Raw genomic sequence first — 15,652 nt, 5'->3', positions numbered from 1 at the left:
GCTTACACTCCATCGGGCGAAGAACCGGCCGCCACAGCCGTTGCGGCGGGCAGCCTCCGTCCCACAATCCGCTCACGGTAAAGCGTATAGAGGCCGCTGCCAATAACGATCATCGCGCCGATGATCATGGGAAGATCGGGCAGGTCGCCGAAGAACAGGAAACCCAGGAGAATGGCCCAGACGAGGCTTGTGTAGCGGAACGGTGCGACAAAGGAAATTTCGCCCTCGCGCATGGCGAGAATGATGAAATGGTAGGCGACGATCACGCAACAGGAGGCGAAGAACAGGAGGCCGGTGTTCAGCCAGGTCATCGGCGTCCAGCCGCCCAGCGGGCCGATCAGGCCGATGCCGGCCAGCGATACGCCCGCCGATGTCAGGGCGGATATCATCAGCACCGGGATGGTTTTGGGCACGCGCCGCGTGGCGAGATCGCGCATCGCGGCGAAGATCACGGTTACGGCGATCAGCAGGACGTAGGGACTGACGCCCTCGTAACCCGGGCGAACAATGATGAGGACACCGCAGAAGCCGACGGCGATGGCGATCCAGCGCCGCCATCCCACGGGTTCGCCGAGGAACATCGCCGCACCCAGCGTGACGGCCAGCGGCAGGGCCTGCAGAATGGCCGAGGTGAGGGCGAGGGGAACATGAACAAGCGCGATGAGAAAACTCACGGTTCCCACGACTTCGCCGACGGCGCGCAGGATCGTCATGCGGTGCAGGGCGTGGCGCAGCGGTATCAGCATGCCCTGCCGCCAGGCGAGCAGCAGGATGAGCGTGGTCGCCATCACGCCGCGCACCAGCATCACCTGGCCCATGTTCATATGCGCGCCAACCAGTTTGACCGTCGCGTCATTGAAGGTGAAACTGGCCATGCCGATGGCCATGTACAGGCTGCCGCGAAGATTGGGCGTAAGCGCCAAGGCGTTCATCCGAATGAGAGCAGGCGATTCTCCCCCGGAATCGCTCCGTTTGATATATCAAGCGGCGAGGCTTCGTGCATCCGGAATATTGGAAAATGCTCTAGCCGCCGGTCACGCTCATATGGCGCGAGACCGCAGGGCGGTTGTGGCGGCGATCGATGATGAAATCATGTCCCTTCGGCTTGCGGCCGATGGCTTCGTCGATGGCCTCGTTCAAGAGGTCATTGCCTTCCGAGGCGCGCAGCGGCGCGCGCAGGTCAGCGGCGTCTTCCTGTCCAAGGCACATATAGAGTGTGCCGGTGCAGGTCAGGCGAACGCGATTGCAGCTTTCGCAGAAATTGTGCGTCATCGGCGTGATGAAGCCGATGCGCCCGCCCGTTTCGCGAATATGCGCGTAACGTGCCGGGCCGCCGGTCTTGTAGGGAATGTCATCCAGCGTGAATTGCCGGGCAAGGTCGGCCCTGACCATGGACAGCGGCAGATACTGATCGGTCCGGTCCAGATCGATTTCGCCCATCGGCATGGTTTCGATCAGCGTCAGGTCCATGTCGCGGCCATGGGCCCAGCGGATCATCTCCGGGATTTCCAGGTCGTTGAACCCCTTGAGGGCAACGGCATTCAGCTTGACCCGGATGCCGGCAGCCTGCGCCGCGTCGATGCCTTCCATCACCCGCGCCAGATCGCCCCAGCGGGTGATCGCGTGGAATTTTTCCGGATCGAGCGTATCGAGCGATACATTGATGCGTTTGACGCCGTGCTCGGCCAGTTCCGCCGCATGGCGGGCGAGCTGCGAGCCATTCGTGGTCAGGGTCAATTCTTCGAGAGCACCGCTGCGCAAATGGCGCGACAGCTCACCGATCAGATGCATGATGTTCTTGCGCACCAGCGGTTCGCCGCCGGTCAGCCGCAGTTTTTTGACGCCCTTTCCGATGAAGGCGGTGCACAGGCGGTCCAGTTCTTCCAGCGTCAGAAGGTCTTTCTTGGGCAGGAAGGTCATGTGCTCGGACATGCAATAGGTGCAGCGGAAGTCGCAGCGATCGGTGACCGACACGCGCAAATAGCTGATCGTCCTGCCGAAAGGATCAACCATCGGTGTTTGTACAGCCGTTTTCTCGAGCAATGCGACGTGGTCCAAGCAAACCTCCTTGAGAAGAGATAGGGTGGCGGCCCCGGCTTGTCCAGTCTCTATAGGATTCCGCATGCGGACGATTGTTCACTTGCGACCAAATGTCGGGGCGCATAGAGAAGAGTGCGCATAAAGGAGCATCTGCCATGACCACTGCCTGGCCCAAGGAATTGCGGGTGAGCAAGGATCGCCGTTCCCTGACGATCGCATTCGATACCGGCGAAACCTACACGTTGAGCGCGGAACTGCTGCGCGTGGCTTCGCCATCGGCGGAAGTGCAGGGGCATTCGCCGGAACAGCGTGTGACGGTTCCGGGCAAGGTGAATGTCGAAATCGCCAAGATGGACCCCGTTGGCAATTATGCGGTGCGCATCACCTTCGATGACATGCACGATACCGGCCTTTTCAGCTGGGATTACCTGATCGACCTCGGCCGCAACCGCGACGAGCGCTGGCAGGCCTATCTCGATGAACTGGCGGCGAAAGGCTTGAGCCGCGAGCCCGTCCCGACCCGTCATCGCCACTGATCCCTGCTGCGGAGCAATAGTACCGGTATCCGCGCGGGCTTTCCCGTGAGAAATATTTTCTTCAGAAGACTATAACCTGCTTTGGCGGGCGTGCTCAAAGTACTTATCAATGCTATAATGAACAACAGTAAGGTTACTTGGAAATATTTGTGCGCCGAATAGCGCAATTCAAGTTTCGCGTCACTTGAGCTGTGACATTATTGCATGTTCCGCAAAAGAATTGATTGGGTCAGGGGCGTGATGCGCGAATCGTTGTGAAAGCTGCGGTGAATTGCGTTAAATGAGGCGATAGCCATCATCACGGTGCTTGAGCGGCGCGCGCGAATATAAATCGAAGGGGCGGGTTATTGTTAAAAGATTGTAAATAGGATGCGGCGAAACTGGCTGTGAATCACCATTCGTGGCCTGCATCCGTTGCGGGCGTGACTGTACCATCTGGGCGGGCATTATGAATTCCAATTCGAAAAAGCATGCGATTTTTGTAGCTGCCATGTTGTCAGCAACAGCCATTTCCATGTCTCCGGCACTGGCCGCCGACAATTTGATGGATTTCCTGTTTGGCAGCCGCCGCGTACAGGCACAGCCGGTCTATGCGCCGAAGCCTGATCTGCCGCGGCAGCAGCCCGTTGCCCGGGCAGCGCCGGTCAAGCGGGTGACGGTGACCGCGCCGAAGAATTACGATTACAAACCCGACGGGCTGGTGCGGGTGGACTTTTCCAAGATCGACCTGCAACTGACGGCATCGGCCAATCAGAACCCGGATGCCGCACCGCAGATTCCGCTGGAACAGTTCGGCCTGAAGTTCGAACAGATCAGGGAAGCCCATATTCTGGCGGAAAAGGACATAGCGGACGCTATCGTTGCCTATTATGCCCTGAAGCAGCAGCCCATCTGGACGTCCTCCTATGATGTCTCGGCCAAGGCCAAGGCGGTCGCGGCGGTGTTCAACGCGGCGGGCGCCGACGGGCTTGATCCAAAGGATTATGCGGTCAAGCTGCCGAGCGATGATTATGACCGGGCCAACATTCCGGCGCGGCTGAAGGAACTGGCGGATTTCGAACTGACCATGTCGGCGCGGGCGCTGCGCTATGCGATGGACCAGGGTGACGGGCGCATCAATCCGAACCGGCTGAGCGGGTTCCACGATTTCGCCGTTGACCGGGTCAAGCCGCGTGCGATGATCGAGCAGCTTGCGTCGACCAACGATGCCGCTGCGCTGCTCAAGAGTTTTGAGCCGCAGAACAAATGGTATGCGGAACTGAAGCAGAATCTGCATGAGCTTGGCGGGACCAGCGCCGAGCCGACGGTGCGCGTTGCGCCCGGCACAATGATCCGTCCCGGCGAGGAAAATCCGGAAATCCGCAACGTGGTCGCCTTGATCAAGGCGAAGGCGCCGAAGGATTTTCTCGCCAAGCATGAAGCCGTGCTGCAGGAGCATGAGAATGCGACGGTTTACGACCCGAGTCTGGTCGAGGCGATCAAGGATTTCCAGACCAGCCAGGGCAAGAAGCCCGATGGCGTGATCGGGCGCGGCACCATCAGTTCGCTGCAGGGCGAGACCAACAGTTCCAAGCGCGACCGCATTCTCTATTCCATGGAGCGCCTGCGCTGGCTGCCGCATGATTTCGGCAAGCGCTACGTCTTCATCAACCAGCCCGCCTATCGCGCGCAGTATTTTGACGACAACGCGGAAAAGCTGGCGATGAACATCGTGGTCGGTTCGCCGACCAACCAGACCTACTTTTTCGACAACACGATCCAGACCGTGGTGTTCAACCCGTCCTGGGGCGTGCCGCGGTCGATCATTCTCAATGAGATGATGCCGAAAATTCTCAATAACCCCTCTTATCTCGAGAACAGCGGTTACGAGGTCTATGACAAGTCCGGCCGTGTCATTCCGTCAAGCGCGGTGGACTGGGCGCAGGTCGCATCCAGCGGCGGCGGTGTCGGCATCCGCCAGAAGCCGAGCCTCGACAATGCGCTGGGCGAGCTGAAGATCCTGTTCCCCAACAGCCATGACATCTACATGCACGACACGCCGGCAAAGTCCTACTTCAAACGGGATATGCGGGCGCTCAGCCACGGCTGCATCCGTCTGGAACGTCCGCGCGACATGGCTGCGGCCGTGCTCGGGGTGCCGGTCGAGGAGCTGAACCAGTATTTCGGCAAGAACGAGCGCAGCGTCCGGGTCAAGGACCCGCTGCCGGTTTACGTCTCGTATTTCACCGCGTGGCCGGACGCCAGGACCGGCGCCATCCAGTATTTCGACGACGTCTATCAGCGCGATCTCTACATGGAAAAGGCCATCGTCAAGACGACGGCGGTGCGCCAGGCGGACGTTCCGCAGACGACGGCAAAGCTGTAGGTTACCGGTTTGCGGGCGAAGTTGTAAGCGACAATAAAGGCTGCGAGCTGCGACCGCGGCCCATGATGATCGTCAGCATGGGCGCCTTTCTTAATTAGCCGCCGTCACTAATAAACAAAAATGCAATTTTCTTTATTAATGGATCGTGCTATTTAAATCTCATACATTTAGCATTTGGAGCCAGGCCGTGCCCCATACTTCCACGCTTAACGGACGCCTTGGCAGATTTGTCGAAACGGCTGTTGCCGGTGAGCGCGTCAGGGACTTCGTTCCGCCACCTCTGCCGCCGGAACCGCCTGTCGATATCTCCCACCTGCTGACCCGTTTGAGTGCGGCGGAACGTGCACTTGGGCGGCTTGACGGCGTATCCATCCTTCTGCCGAACAAGGAACTCTTCCTTTATATGTACGTGCGCAAGGAAGCTGTTCTGTCTTCGCAGATCGAGGGAACGCAATCGACCCTGTCCGACCTCCTGCGATTCGAGACGGAGGCAGCGACCGGGAAGCCGCTGGACGATGTCCGCGAAGTCTCGAACTATGTCGATGCGATGATGTACGGACTGGAGCGCATGGCTGAGTTGCCGATTTCCCTGCGCCTGATCCGCGAGATGCATGGCAGGCTCCTCGACAACGGGCGTGGGGCGGCGCAAAATCCCGGCGCGTTCCGTACCTCGCAAAACTGGATCGGCGGCACGCGTCCCGGCAATGCGATGTTTGTTCCCCCGCCGCCCAACGAGGTCATGAACTGCCTCGGCGATTGGGAGCGCTTCGTCCATGCAGAGACACCGGGAATTCCGCCGCTCATCAAGGCCGGTCTGCTGCATGTTCAGTTCGAAACGATCCATCCCTTTCTGGATGGCAACGGCAGGCTTGGCCGCCTGCTGATCACGCTTTTCCTCTGTGCTGAAGGCGTCCTGCGCCAGCCGCTGCTCTATCTTTCGCTTCATTTCAAGGCGCAACGCGCCGATTACTACCGTCTCTTGCAGGAAGTGCGTGAGCGCGGAGCATGGGAAGCCTGGCTGGAGTTCTTCCTTGATGGCATTGCCGAAACCGCCAACCAGGCTTTTGACACGGCAAATCGGATCACCGTTCTCCTTGCGGCGGATCGCGGGCGCATTGTCGCGGAAGCTGACCGCACAGCGTCTGTCCTGCAGGTCCACGACCTGATGCGAACTCGCCCGTACCTGACTGCGGTTTCAGTGACGGAAAAGACCGGATTAACAATGCCAACCGTCAATGCGGCCTTGGCGCAGCTTCAATCGCTTGGGATCGTCAAGGAAATCACAGGACGCAAACGTGGTCGCGTGTTTGCCTATGGCGCTTATCTTGACATCTTGAGCGAGGGGGCCGCTGGATAAATTCTGCCATTGGATTGAGCTCTTGAACATATTGCAACAACAGAAACCGCAGCGTCAGGCGGCCACCAGCCCCAGCACGAAGGCCGGTGGGACGATCAGCCATAGAACTTTGAGCCAGTCGGATAGCGACTGGTACGTATCGAACAAATCCTGCCAGAAATTGTAGTTGTCCATGTTCACTCCCTTTCACACGAGGAAAGTGGTCACCCGAGGGTTATCCTCTGGTGACCGGGGAGTTGATAACTCTCGAGGGAGAGCGCTTTCGCCTTTAGGGTTGCCCCCTGAACATACGCGAAGGCCTCCCCGACCATAAGACCGGGAAGTGCATTTTACGGCAGCACAACGCCGCCCTCGAGGGGTTATCAAGCCCCAAGACCGGCCCGTTTCGACCGGTCTCATCGCGGACCATAGTGGGAAAGTGAAGCGGGCGGAAGGGGTTAGGGCGCGAGTTTGCGGCGACGGTTTGGGTTTTGTGAATAGATTGGCTGCAAAACCCGTCATGCGTGGTTCGACAGGCTCACCATGAGGGATGTGGTTTGGCTGCAAGGCCAAATGTAAGCGTTGCAGAATATAACACCCTGCAATCCTCACCCTCCCTCATGGTGAGCTTGTCGAACCACGCATCCGAGGTTTTGCAGCTAATCGATCTTGAATGTCGGCAGGCTCTGGAACGCCAGTTTGAGAGCCTGCGACCAGCCGTCGGAAATGGCCTCGTAATAGGGATCGTTGCGCTCGATGCGCTTTTCGAAGCCCAGTTTGAGGCTGTCCGCCGCGTAAAACTGCATGTCCAGGGGCAGGCCGACCGACAGGTTGGATTTCAGGGTGGAATCGAAGGACACCAGCAGCAGTTTGGTTGCTTCCTCGAACGTCATGGCCGGATCGTAGGAACGCACGATGATCGGCTTGCCGTATTTGTGCTCGCCGATCTGGAAGAACGGCGTGTCGGGTGAGGATTCAATGAAGTTGCCTTCGGGGTAGATCAGGAACAGGCGGGGCTCGCCGCCCTTGATCTGTCCGCCCAGAATGATCGAAGCGCCGAAGGAATCGGCGCGCTGGCCATTGGAATCCACGTCGTGGATCACATTCTTGATCGTATCGCCCACCAGCTTCGCCGTCTGGAACATCGAGGGCATGTCGAAGATCGACGGTGCCCGCTCGGACGGAATCTTGGTGCGTTCGTTGAGAATGCTGATGACGGTCTGCGTCGTGGCAAGATTGCCTGCCGACAGAAGCGTGATGACACGGTCACCGGGCTTCGCCCATGTGTACATCTTCTTGAACGTGGAGATGTTGTCGACGCCGGCATTTGTTCTGGTGTCCGACATGAACACAAGACCACGATCCAATTTAAGCCCGACGCAATAGGTCATAGCGAATCCCGAATTTAAAAAATCCCGGCGATTACTGCTCTACATTGAGGTCCACGGCAAGCGATTCCATGCCCGGGCCGAAGCGCATGCCGGAAATGGGCGACGCTTCATTGTAGTCGAGGCCGCAGGCGATGCGCACATAATGCTCGTTCGGGCAGATGTTGTTGGCGGCATCGAAGCCGACCCAGCCGAGCCCGTCAATATGGGCTTCCGCCCAGGCATGGGTGGCGGTCTGTTCGATGCTATCGAGCATCATGAGATAGCCCGAGACATAGCGGGCAGGAATTTTCAGGACACGGGCGACGGCGAGGAAAACATGGGTGTGGTCCTGGCAGACACCCGTTCCCAGTGTCAGCGCCTCTTCGGCCGTCGTGGCGATGTCGGTGGTGCCCGGCGTATAGGCGACGGCACTGTGCAGCGTGTCCATCAATTCATGCATGAGCGCCAGCTTGTCGTCCTTGACTTTCAGGCTGGCTGCAAGCTGGCGGACGGCATCCCCCGGCTTCGTCAGTGCGGTTTCGCGCTCATAGAGCCAGATCGGCATGAAATTATAGACCTTGCCGAGCACGCCGGAGCGGTCTTCCGTCTCCACCTGGCCCGCGGCCTCGATGACCAGTTCCTTTGCATCGCGGTTAAGCCGCACGAGCTGCGTCCGGTTGCCGTACCCGTCGCGGTAATTCGCCTCCTGCTCGGCGCCGTGAACCGTCACGGCCCAGTCGATGACCTTCTGGCCGGGCGAGCTCGAGGGATGCAGGCGCAAACGCTGGACAGCATACTGCACCGGGAAATCATACTGGTAGCGCGAGGTGTGTTTGATGGTCAGGAGCATGGCGTTCAATCGAAATTGTAGGCTTCGGCAATTTTGCTGCCCAGGCCGTATGTCTGATAGATCAGGTCACTGAGAAACTCATGCAGGCCGTTGTCGAAGATGGTGCGGATGTCGTTGTTTTCGAGCCGTGTCATGATGCTTTCCGCCATGTCGTGGCACTCGTGCCGCTTGCCGTAATCATTGGCGAGAAACGTGAGATTGTCGACGATATTCGAGTAACAGAAGTTCAGCGACCGCGGCATGCGCGAATTGAGGATCAGGTAATCGGCGATGTTCACCGGATTGTATTCGACATCGTAGACCCAGCGATAGGAGCGGTGGGCCGAGACCGAGCGCAGGATCGACTCCCACTGAAAATTGTCGAGTGTCGTGCCGACATAGGAAATCGACGGCAGCAGCACGTAATATTTCACGTCGAGAATGCGCGCCGTGTTGTCGGCCCGTTCGATGAACGTGCCGATGCGGGCGAAATTGAAAATCTCGTTGCGCAGCATCGTGCCGTGGAAGGCACCGCGGATGATGGCGGTTTCACGCTTGATCTGGTCGAGGACGCGCGGAAGATCCGTTTCAGGAACCGCCGCGGCAAGCGTCGATTTGAGGATCATCCAGGTTTCATTGACGCTTTCCCAGGCTTCGCGGGTAAGGGCTGTGCGCACCATGCGGGCATTGGAGCGGGCTGTTTCGATGCAGGACATCACGCTCGACGGATTGCCGAGGTCGCGCAGCAGAAAATCCGAGACCAGGCTGGCGTTGTATTCGCCGTATTTCGCGTCGTAGCCGATTTTCACCCCGGCGCTCATCAGCACGGAGGACCATTCCTCCGGCGCATCGGAGGTTTTCGTCAAAGCCATCCGCAAACCGGCATCGATCAGGCGTGCCATATTCTCTGCCCGCTCGATATAGCGGAACATCCAGTAGAGACCATTCGCGGTGCGACCAAGAAGCATGTTTTGGTTGTATCCCTCTTTTATTTCTTGATGGGGCCGTCTGTGGCAGCCCTCATTCCCCATTCAGAGTGGTCAGTCGTCGAGAACCCAGGTGTCCTTTGTCCCGCCTCCCTGGCTGGAATTGACAACGAGCGAGCCTTCCTTCAGCGCCACGCGGGTCAGGCCGCCCGGCGTGATGCGGATGCGGTCGGATACGAGAACGAAGGGGCGCAGATCGACATGGCGCGGCGCCAGACCCTTTTCCGTCATGATCGGCGTCGTCGACAGGGCGAGCGTCGGCTGGGCGATGTAGTTTTTCGGATTGGCCTTGAGTTTCAGCGCGAAATCCTCGCGTTCCTGCTTGGTGGCCGCCGGTCCGACCAGCATGCCGTAGCCGCCGGAGCCGTGAACCTCCTTGACGACAAGATCGGCAAGGTTTTCCAGGACATATTTCAGCGTGTCCGGTTCGGAACAGCGGTGCGTCGGCACATTCTCGAGGATTGCCTTGCGTCCGGTATAGAACTCGACGATCTCCGGCATATAGGAATAGAGCGCCTTGTCGTCGGCGATGCCTGTGCCGGGGGCATTGGCGATGGTGATGTTGCCGGAGCGGTAGACATCCATGATGCCGGCAACGCCGAGCGCGGAATCGCGGCGGAAGGTGAGGGGATCGAGGAAGGAGTCGTCGACACGCCGGTACAGCACGTCGATGGCGCGGTTGCCTTCCGTGGTCCGCATCACCACCTTGCCGTTCTCGATCTTGAGATCGCTGCCCTCGACGAGCTCGACACCCATCTGGTCGGCCAGGAAGGCGTGTTCGAAATAGGCTGAATTGTAGATGCCGGGGGTCAGGACGGCGATGGTCGGCGTGCCGTTGCAGCCGGGCGGCGCGACGGCCGCCAGGGACTGGCGCAACTGCTTGGGGTAGGTTTCGACGGGTCGTACCTTGATCTGCTGGAACAGCTCCGGAAACAGCTGCATCATCGTTTCGCGGTTTTCCAGCATGTAGGAAACGCCGGATGGCGTGCGGGCATTGTCTTCGAGAACGTAGAACTGGTTTTCTTCGGTCCGGACGATGTCGACGCCGATAATGTGGGTATAGACATTGCCGGGCGGGCGGAAGCCAACCATCTCCGGCAGGAAGGCATCGTTGTGGGTGAACAATTCCCGCGGGATGCGGCCCGCGCGGATGATTTCCTGGCGGTGGTAGATGTCATCGAGAAAGGCGTTGAGGGCCATCACACGCTGTTCGATGCCCTGCGACAGGCGCCGCCATTCATTGCCGGTGATGATGCGCGGGATGATATCGAAGGGGATCAGGCGTTCTGCCGCTTCCTCATCGCCGTAGACGGCGAAGGTGATCCCGGTTTTGCGGAAGACATTTTCTGCATCGCGCGCCTTCTGCGCAAACCTTTCCGGGTTCTGGGTATTAAGCCAGCATTGCAGTTGTTCATATGGCGGGCGTACCTGACCGCCGGTTTTGATCATCTCATCAAATGGCTTCACTCATAATCCCCTTCACACACGATCATTCAAGCGCGTTGGGAAAAAAATGCAAGCACATTCCGCTATTTACGCTGCAACGCGGATAATCGCCCAAAAAATGGGCAATGGTTGCGAATTTGAGGCAAATTGGCTGCTACTTCCGTCTAAAGCATAGGCGTCAACGCATCGGTACGACCCCGGTCACAGCGGTGACTGGGGGCATGAATCAAGCGCGTTCTGTTCCGCCTTATGGCGAAACGCACTGGCGGCGCGGGCCATTGTTGGGCTGGTATGTATTGTCATACGCCCGGTACGACCGGTAGCGATTGTAGCACCAGCGTGTGTGATAGCTTGAGCCGCGTCTGACAATGCGGTCATTGTTGATGGCGTTGCCGATGATTACACCGCCCGCAAAGGCAGCCAGCGGGAACCATGCGCCGTTATAGTACCGATAGCCGGGACGGTAGTCGCGATATCCGCGATGGCCTCTGTACCAGTAGCGGTCGCCGCGGTATCCCCGGTCGCCATGCCAGCCGCGATTACCGTGCCAGCCGCGATTGCCGCGCCAATGACCGCCGCCGCGCCAGCCATGGCGCATCCTCCAGTTGCCGTGATCCCGGACTTGCTTGACGGGATTCGAGCCTTCGATGGACAAGGGCACCATCGGGGCGGAATAACTGGCCACGGAGCTTGCGGAAACCATGCCGATCGACATGACGGCCGCAGTGAACAACGAAACAAGCTTTCTCATATTTCCTCCTGAAATCCCGAAGATGCACATCTTCGTTGTCATGAATGCGCGAATAGGCTGCGGATACTACACCCATGGGCGTGGTATCGATCAAAATATGCAACGCATGATTGCAGACTTTGTTCCATCCCGGATCTTCAGGCACTTGCCGTCGGGAAAGCTAAGCCTTTCCGATTCAAGCCAAATCAGGCATTGACCGCGTTGATCAGACGTTCCGCGAGGTCGAGGTTCAATTCACGATAGTGTGAAATGACCTTGCTTGGTTCGTAGCTCGACACGTGCAGGTCGGAATAGCCGAAATCCACCGCAATCACGGGAATGCCCGCGGCTTTGGCCGTGTCGATGTCCGTCCGGCTGTCGCCGATCATCAGGGCGCGGTCGCGGTCGCCGCCCGCCTTGGCGATGGTCTCGAAGAGGTGGCGGGGATCGGGTTTGCGGAACGCGAACGTATCGGATCCGCATATGGCGGCAAAGCGCTGCTGCTGGCCGAGCGCCGTCAGCAGGCTGACGGACAGGCCCTCGAACTTGTTCGTGCACACGGCAAGGAGGTAGCCGGCCTTGGCAAGATTGTTCATCACATCTTCCACGCCGTCGTAAAGCGCGGAATGGCCGGGCATGTTCTTGCCGTAGTGCTCGAGGAAAAGACCGACCAGCCAGTCGAGTTGTTCCGGGCTGAGAATTTTCTGCTGTGCCTCGAACGCCCGTTCGATCATCACGCGGCCGCCTTGCCCGACATAACGGCGCAGCGCAACCGGGTCTACTTTCTGCATGCCGGCCGCTTCGAGGCAGTGGTTGAGACTGTCGAGCAAGTCCGGGGCAGTATCGACCAGGGTGCCATCGAGATCGAAAACAACAATAGGTTTGGACATTCTGTGCACCTGCGATTTTAAGGTTCGGATGAGGAGTTCCGCGATTTATGCATTTCAGGCGTGGTACGATCCGCTTATGTATAGGGCGAAATCATGTATCGAGCCTTGACCCGTCTGTCTGACGTGTTAGGGAGCCAAGTGGAACGAATGTGACATTCGCATCCCATTTGACATCACGCGCCATATGCGAATGTCAGAATAGGACCACTAGTGTCAAGTCAAAGCAGGGAGAGGGCGCCAAGGATGGATGCCAGGACACTGAAGATCAAGGCGGCTGCCGAAGCGCTGACCTATGTCAAAGATGGCATGCGCCTGGGTATCGGCACCGGCTCCACGGCCGAAGAATTTGTGCGCCTTCTGGCGGAAAAGGTCGCCGCGGGCCTTGATGTCATCGGTGTGCCGACGTCGGAACGCACGGCGGCGCTGTGCCGGGAGCTTGGCGTCAGGCTGACCACGCTGGAGGAAACGCCGGAGCTGGACCTGACCATTGACGGCGCCGACGAGATCGGCCCGGAACTCGCCTTGATCAAGGGCGGCGGCGGCGCACTGCTGCGTGAAAAGATCGTGGCTGCCGCGTCGGCGCAAATGCTGGTGATTGCGGATGAGTCGAAAAATGTCGAGGTGCTCGGCAGGTTCCCGTTGCCGATTGAAGTGAACCGTTTTGGCCTTGCGGCAACGCAAATCGCCATCGAAAAAGCTGCTGCAGCGCTTGATCTGTCCGGTTCCGTTACATTGAGGATGACGGGAGGCGAAGCATTTGTTACAGACGGCGGGCATTTGATCCTGGATGCATCTTTTGGCCGCATTCCGGATACAAGAGCGTTATCAAACGCTCTGCACGCCATACCGGGCGTTGTGGAGCATGGACTATTTCTAGGGCTGGCGCGCGTGGCTATTCTGGCCGGTGCTGACGGCATACGAACACGAACACAGCCTTGACAGGCAAAGTCTTGAGAAAAACGGAGCAATAAATCCATGAACCGAGCAACTGGCTTTCGCCGTTTGATTGCACCTCTGTCTATCGCGATCATGCTGGGCAGTCTTTGTACCGCGCAGGCGCAGGAAATCACCGCATCGCATCTTGCTGCCGCACGCGCTGCAATTGCAGCGATGAAGAAGACGGATATGTTTGACGGGATTTTGCCAGACGCGGCACAGAACTTGAAAGTTCAGCTGATCGATAAAGATCCCAATCTTGAGTCCATCATCAGTTCCACCGTGGACGAGCAGGCATTGGCCCTGGCGGCGCGTCGCGCGGATCTCGAAAACGAAGCTGCCCGTGCTTATGCCGTGTCGTTTTCGGAAGAAGAGCTGAACGCCATCACCGGCTTTTACAACTCTCCTGCAGGCAAGAAATTCCTGTCTGAAGACCCAATCGCAATGCGCGAAGTGTTGAAGGCCGCCAGCATCTGGCGCGCCGGTATTGCCCGCGATCTTGCGCAGGCTGTGGCCGAAAAGGTCGTTGCGGCCGCCGCGGCGACAGCACCGGTAACGCCGGCTCCCGCGCCTGAAACACCGGCCGCGCCGGAAGCGCCTGCCAAAGCCCCGGCAAAGGCCCCGGCCAAGCCGGCAGCGCCTGCCAAGCCGAAGCCTTGATCCTTTCCGCTTCCTGACTGTTTGCAAAGCCCGGTGTCCAAGCCGGGCTTTGTTCTTTTAAAGCGGCGCTATAAACCCATATAAAGTGATCAGCAGCGGAACAGATTCGGAGTGTGTGCAAATGGCGACCTATGACTATGACCTCTTTGTCATCGGCGGCGGCTCGGGCGGCGTGCGCGCGGGACGCCTGGCGGGTGCCATGGGCAAGCGGGTCGGGCTGGCGGAGGAATACCGCATGGGCGGCACATGCGTCATTCGCGGCTGCGTGCCCAAAAAGCTCTTCGTCTATGCCTCGCAATTCCAGGAACATTTCGATGCGGCGGCGGGCTATGGCTGGACCGTTGGCAAGAGCACCTTTGACTGGCCGACGCTGATCGCCAACAAGGACCGCGAAATCGCCCGTCTCGAAGGGCTTTATCGCAAGGGGCTGGAAAACTCCGACGTGGAGATTTTCGAGAGCCGCGCCATGCTGATCGACGATCACACGATTGAAATCCTCAAGACCGGCAAGCGGGTGACCGCTGACCAGATCCTGATCGCCGTCGGCGGTCACCCAAGTCCGCACCCCTCGCTGCCGGGCAATGAATTCTGCATCAGCTCGAATGAAGCGTTTCATCTGGATACGCTGCCGAAAGCCATTGTCATCGAAGGCGGCGGCTATATCGCGGTGGAATTTGCCAATATTTTCCATGGCCTTGGCGTCGACACCACGCTTGTCTATCGCGGCAAGGAGATATTGTCGCGCTTCGATCAGGATCTACGCCACATGCTGCATGCGGCCATGGCGGAAAAGGGCATTCATGTCCGTTGCACGGAAATCATCACCAGGGTCGAACGCCAGGATGATGGCCGCAAACTGGTGCATCTGTCCGGCGGCGATGCGATTGTTGCCGATCAGGTGATGCTGGCCATCGGCCGCGTGCCGAACACGACATCGCTCGGTCTCGAAGCGGCCGGTGTTGCCGTGGATGAGACGGGGGCGATCAAGGTGGATGGCTATTCCCGCACGAGCAGGGAAAACATCTGGGCGGTCGGCGATGTCACCAACCGGGTGCAATTGACGCCTGTCGCCATTCACGAAGCCATGTGCTTCCTTGAGACCGCCTTCAAGAACAATCCGACGAAGCCGGACCACGCGCTGATCGCGACGGCGGTGTTTTCGCAGCCGGAGATCGGTACTGTCGGCCTGACCGAGCAGGACGCGGCGCGCACATTCAAAGCGGTCGAGGTGTACCGGGCGGTGTTCCGCCCGATGCGCAATACACTGTCCGGCAGCACGGAAAAGATGCTGATGAAGCTGATTGTCGATGCAGACAGCCGGAAAGTTGTCGGCGCGCACATTCTTGGGCCCGATGCGGGCGAAATGGCACAGCTCCTGGCCATTCCCATGAAGGCCGGATGCACCAAGGAAGATTTCGACAGGACGATGGCTGTGCATCCGACTGCCGCCGAGGAACTGGTGACGATGTACAAGCCGACATACCGGATCGTCGACGGCGCGCGTATCGACTGATACCGGAGCCTTGCT

General features: G+C 58.8%; 15 protein-coding genes. 6 read left to right on the top strand and 9 right to left on the bottom strand.

Annotation, left to right across the window (positions count from 1 at the left end):
- Positions 1–2: 2 nt before the first annotated feature.
- Entirely contained in the window at positions 3–932 is a 930-nt protein-coding gene (locus RDL77_RS08465) for a DMT family transporter (RefSeq protein ID WP_308526388.1), read from the bottom strand.
- 91 nt (positions 933–1,023) lie between these two features.
- On the bottom strand, positions 1,024–2,013 hold the full coding sequence (moaA, locus tag RDL77_RS08460) for a GTP 3',8-cyclase MoaA (RefSeq protein WP_223613476.1): 990 nt from the start codon (positions 2,011–2,013) through the stop codon (positions 1,024–1,026).
- Positions 2,014–2,195: 182 nt separating this feature from the next.
- On the opposite strand from moaA, the gene RDL77_RS08455 reads away from it, so the two are divergent.
- Positions 2,196–2,576 (top strand): DUF971 domain-containing protein, encoded by a 381-nt coding sequence (locus tag RDL77_RS08455; RefSeq protein WP_288192514.1) that lies wholly within the window; start codon positions 2,196–2,198, stop codon positions 2,574–2,576.
- Positions 2,577–2,852: 276 nt separating this feature from the next.
- Here RDL77_RS08455 and RDL77_RS08450 read toward each other — a convergent pair whose 3' ends face one another.
- Positions 2,853–3,086 (bottom strand): hypothetical protein, encoded by a 234-nt coding sequence (locus RDL77_RS08450; protein WP_288192513.1) that lies wholly within the window; start codon positions 3,084–3,086, stop codon positions 2,853–2,855.
- Between RDL77_RS08450 and RDL77_RS08445 the strand changes: the two genes are divergently transcribed.
- Both RDL77_RS08445 and RDL77_RS08440 read left to right on the top strand, forming a co-directional pair.
- Entirely contained in the window at positions 3,067–4,941 is a 1,875-nt protein-coding gene (locus RDL77_RS08445) for a murein L,D-transpeptidase (RefSeq protein WP_288192512.1), read from the top strand. The two genes, RDL77_RS08450 and RDL77_RS08445, sit on opposite strands and share 20 nt — an antisense overlap.
- 187 nt (positions 4,942–5,128) lie before the next feature.
- Positions 5,129–6,298: a Fic family protein gene (locus RDL77_RS08440; RefSeq protein WP_288192511.1), complete on the top strand. Its 1,170-nt coding sequence runs from the start codon at positions 5,129–5,131 to the stop codon at positions 6,296–6,298.
- 638 nt (positions 6,299–6,936) lie between these two features.
- Here the strand turns inward: RDL77_RS08440 and RDL77_RS08435 are convergent.
- The 6 genes from RDL77_RS08435 to RDL77_RS08410 form a co-directional block, all read right to left on the bottom strand.
- Positions 6,937–7,668, bottom strand: a complete 732-nt coding sequence (locus tag RDL77_RS08435; RefSeq protein ID WP_288192510.1) for a proteasome-type protease — start codon at positions 7,666–7,668, stop codon at positions 6,937–6,939.
- 31 nt (positions 7,669–7,699) lie between these two features.
- Positions 7,700–8,497, bottom strand: a complete 798-nt coding sequence (locus RDL77_RS08430) for a transglutaminase family protein (protein WP_223612909.1) — start codon at positions 8,495–8,497, stop codon at positions 7,700–7,702.
- A gap of 5 nt (positions 8,498–8,502) precedes the next feature.
- Positions 8,503–9,444, bottom strand: a complete 942-nt coding sequence (locus RDL77_RS08425) for an alpha-E domain-containing protein (RefSeq protein ID WP_223612910.1) — start codon at positions 9,442–9,444, stop codon at positions 8,503–8,505.
- A 72-nt stretch (positions 9,445–9,516) separates the two neighbouring features.
- Positions 9,517–10,929: a circularly permuted type 2 ATP-grasp protein gene (locus tag RDL77_RS08420; RefSeq protein WP_223612911.1), complete on the bottom strand. Its 1,413-nt coding sequence runs from the start codon at positions 10,927–10,929 to the stop codon at positions 9,517–9,519.
- A 226-nt stretch (positions 10,930–11,155) separates the two neighbouring features.
- Entirely contained in the window at positions 11,156–11,659 is a 504-nt protein-coding gene (locus RDL77_RS08415) for a BA14K family protein (RefSeq protein WP_288192509.1), read from the bottom strand.
- Between the two features lie 185 nt (positions 11,660–11,844).
- On the bottom strand, positions 11,845–12,528 hold the full coding sequence (locus tag RDL77_RS08410; RefSeq protein WP_288192508.1) for an HAD family hydrolase: 684 nt from the start codon (positions 12,526–12,528) through the stop codon (positions 11,845–11,847).
- A 243-nt stretch (positions 12,529–12,771) separates the two neighbouring features.
- Here RDL77_RS08410 and rpiA point away from each other — a divergent pair, with 243 nt between their 5' ends.
- The 3 genes from rpiA (at position 12,772) to gor (ending at position 15,637) form a co-directional block, all read left to right on the top strand.
- Positions 12,772–13,467: a ribose-5-phosphate isomerase RpiA gene (gene rpiA / locus RDL77_RS08405; RefSeq protein WP_288192507.1), complete on the top strand. Its 696-nt coding sequence runs from the start codon at positions 12,772–12,774 to the stop codon at positions 13,465–13,467.
- A gap of 36 nt (positions 13,468–13,503) precedes the next feature.
- Complete coding sequence (locus tag RDL77_RS08400; protein WP_223612915.1) at positions 13,504–14,124, top strand: DUF2059 domain-containing protein; 621 nt, start codon at positions 13,504–13,506, stop codon at positions 14,122–14,124.
- 121 nt (positions 14,125–14,245) lie between these two features.
- Positions 14,246–15,637 (top strand): glutathione-disulfide reductase, encoded by a 1,392-nt coding sequence (gene gor / locus RDL77_RS08395; RefSeq protein ID WP_288192506.1) that lies wholly within the window; start codon positions 14,246–14,248, stop codon positions 15,635–15,637.
- The last annotated feature ends 15 nt before the right edge of the window (positions 15,638–15,652 follow it).

The organism is uncultured Phyllobacterium sp. (assembly GCF_902479695.1).
In the GTDB taxonomy this organism is placed as follows: Bacteria; Pseudomonadota; Alphaproteobacteria; order Rhizobiales; family Rhizobiaceae; genus Phyllobacterium; species Phyllobacterium calauticae.
The sequence above is the reverse complement of the archived record's forward strand: the minus strand, read 5'-3'. Positions and strand labels throughout refer to the sequence as shown.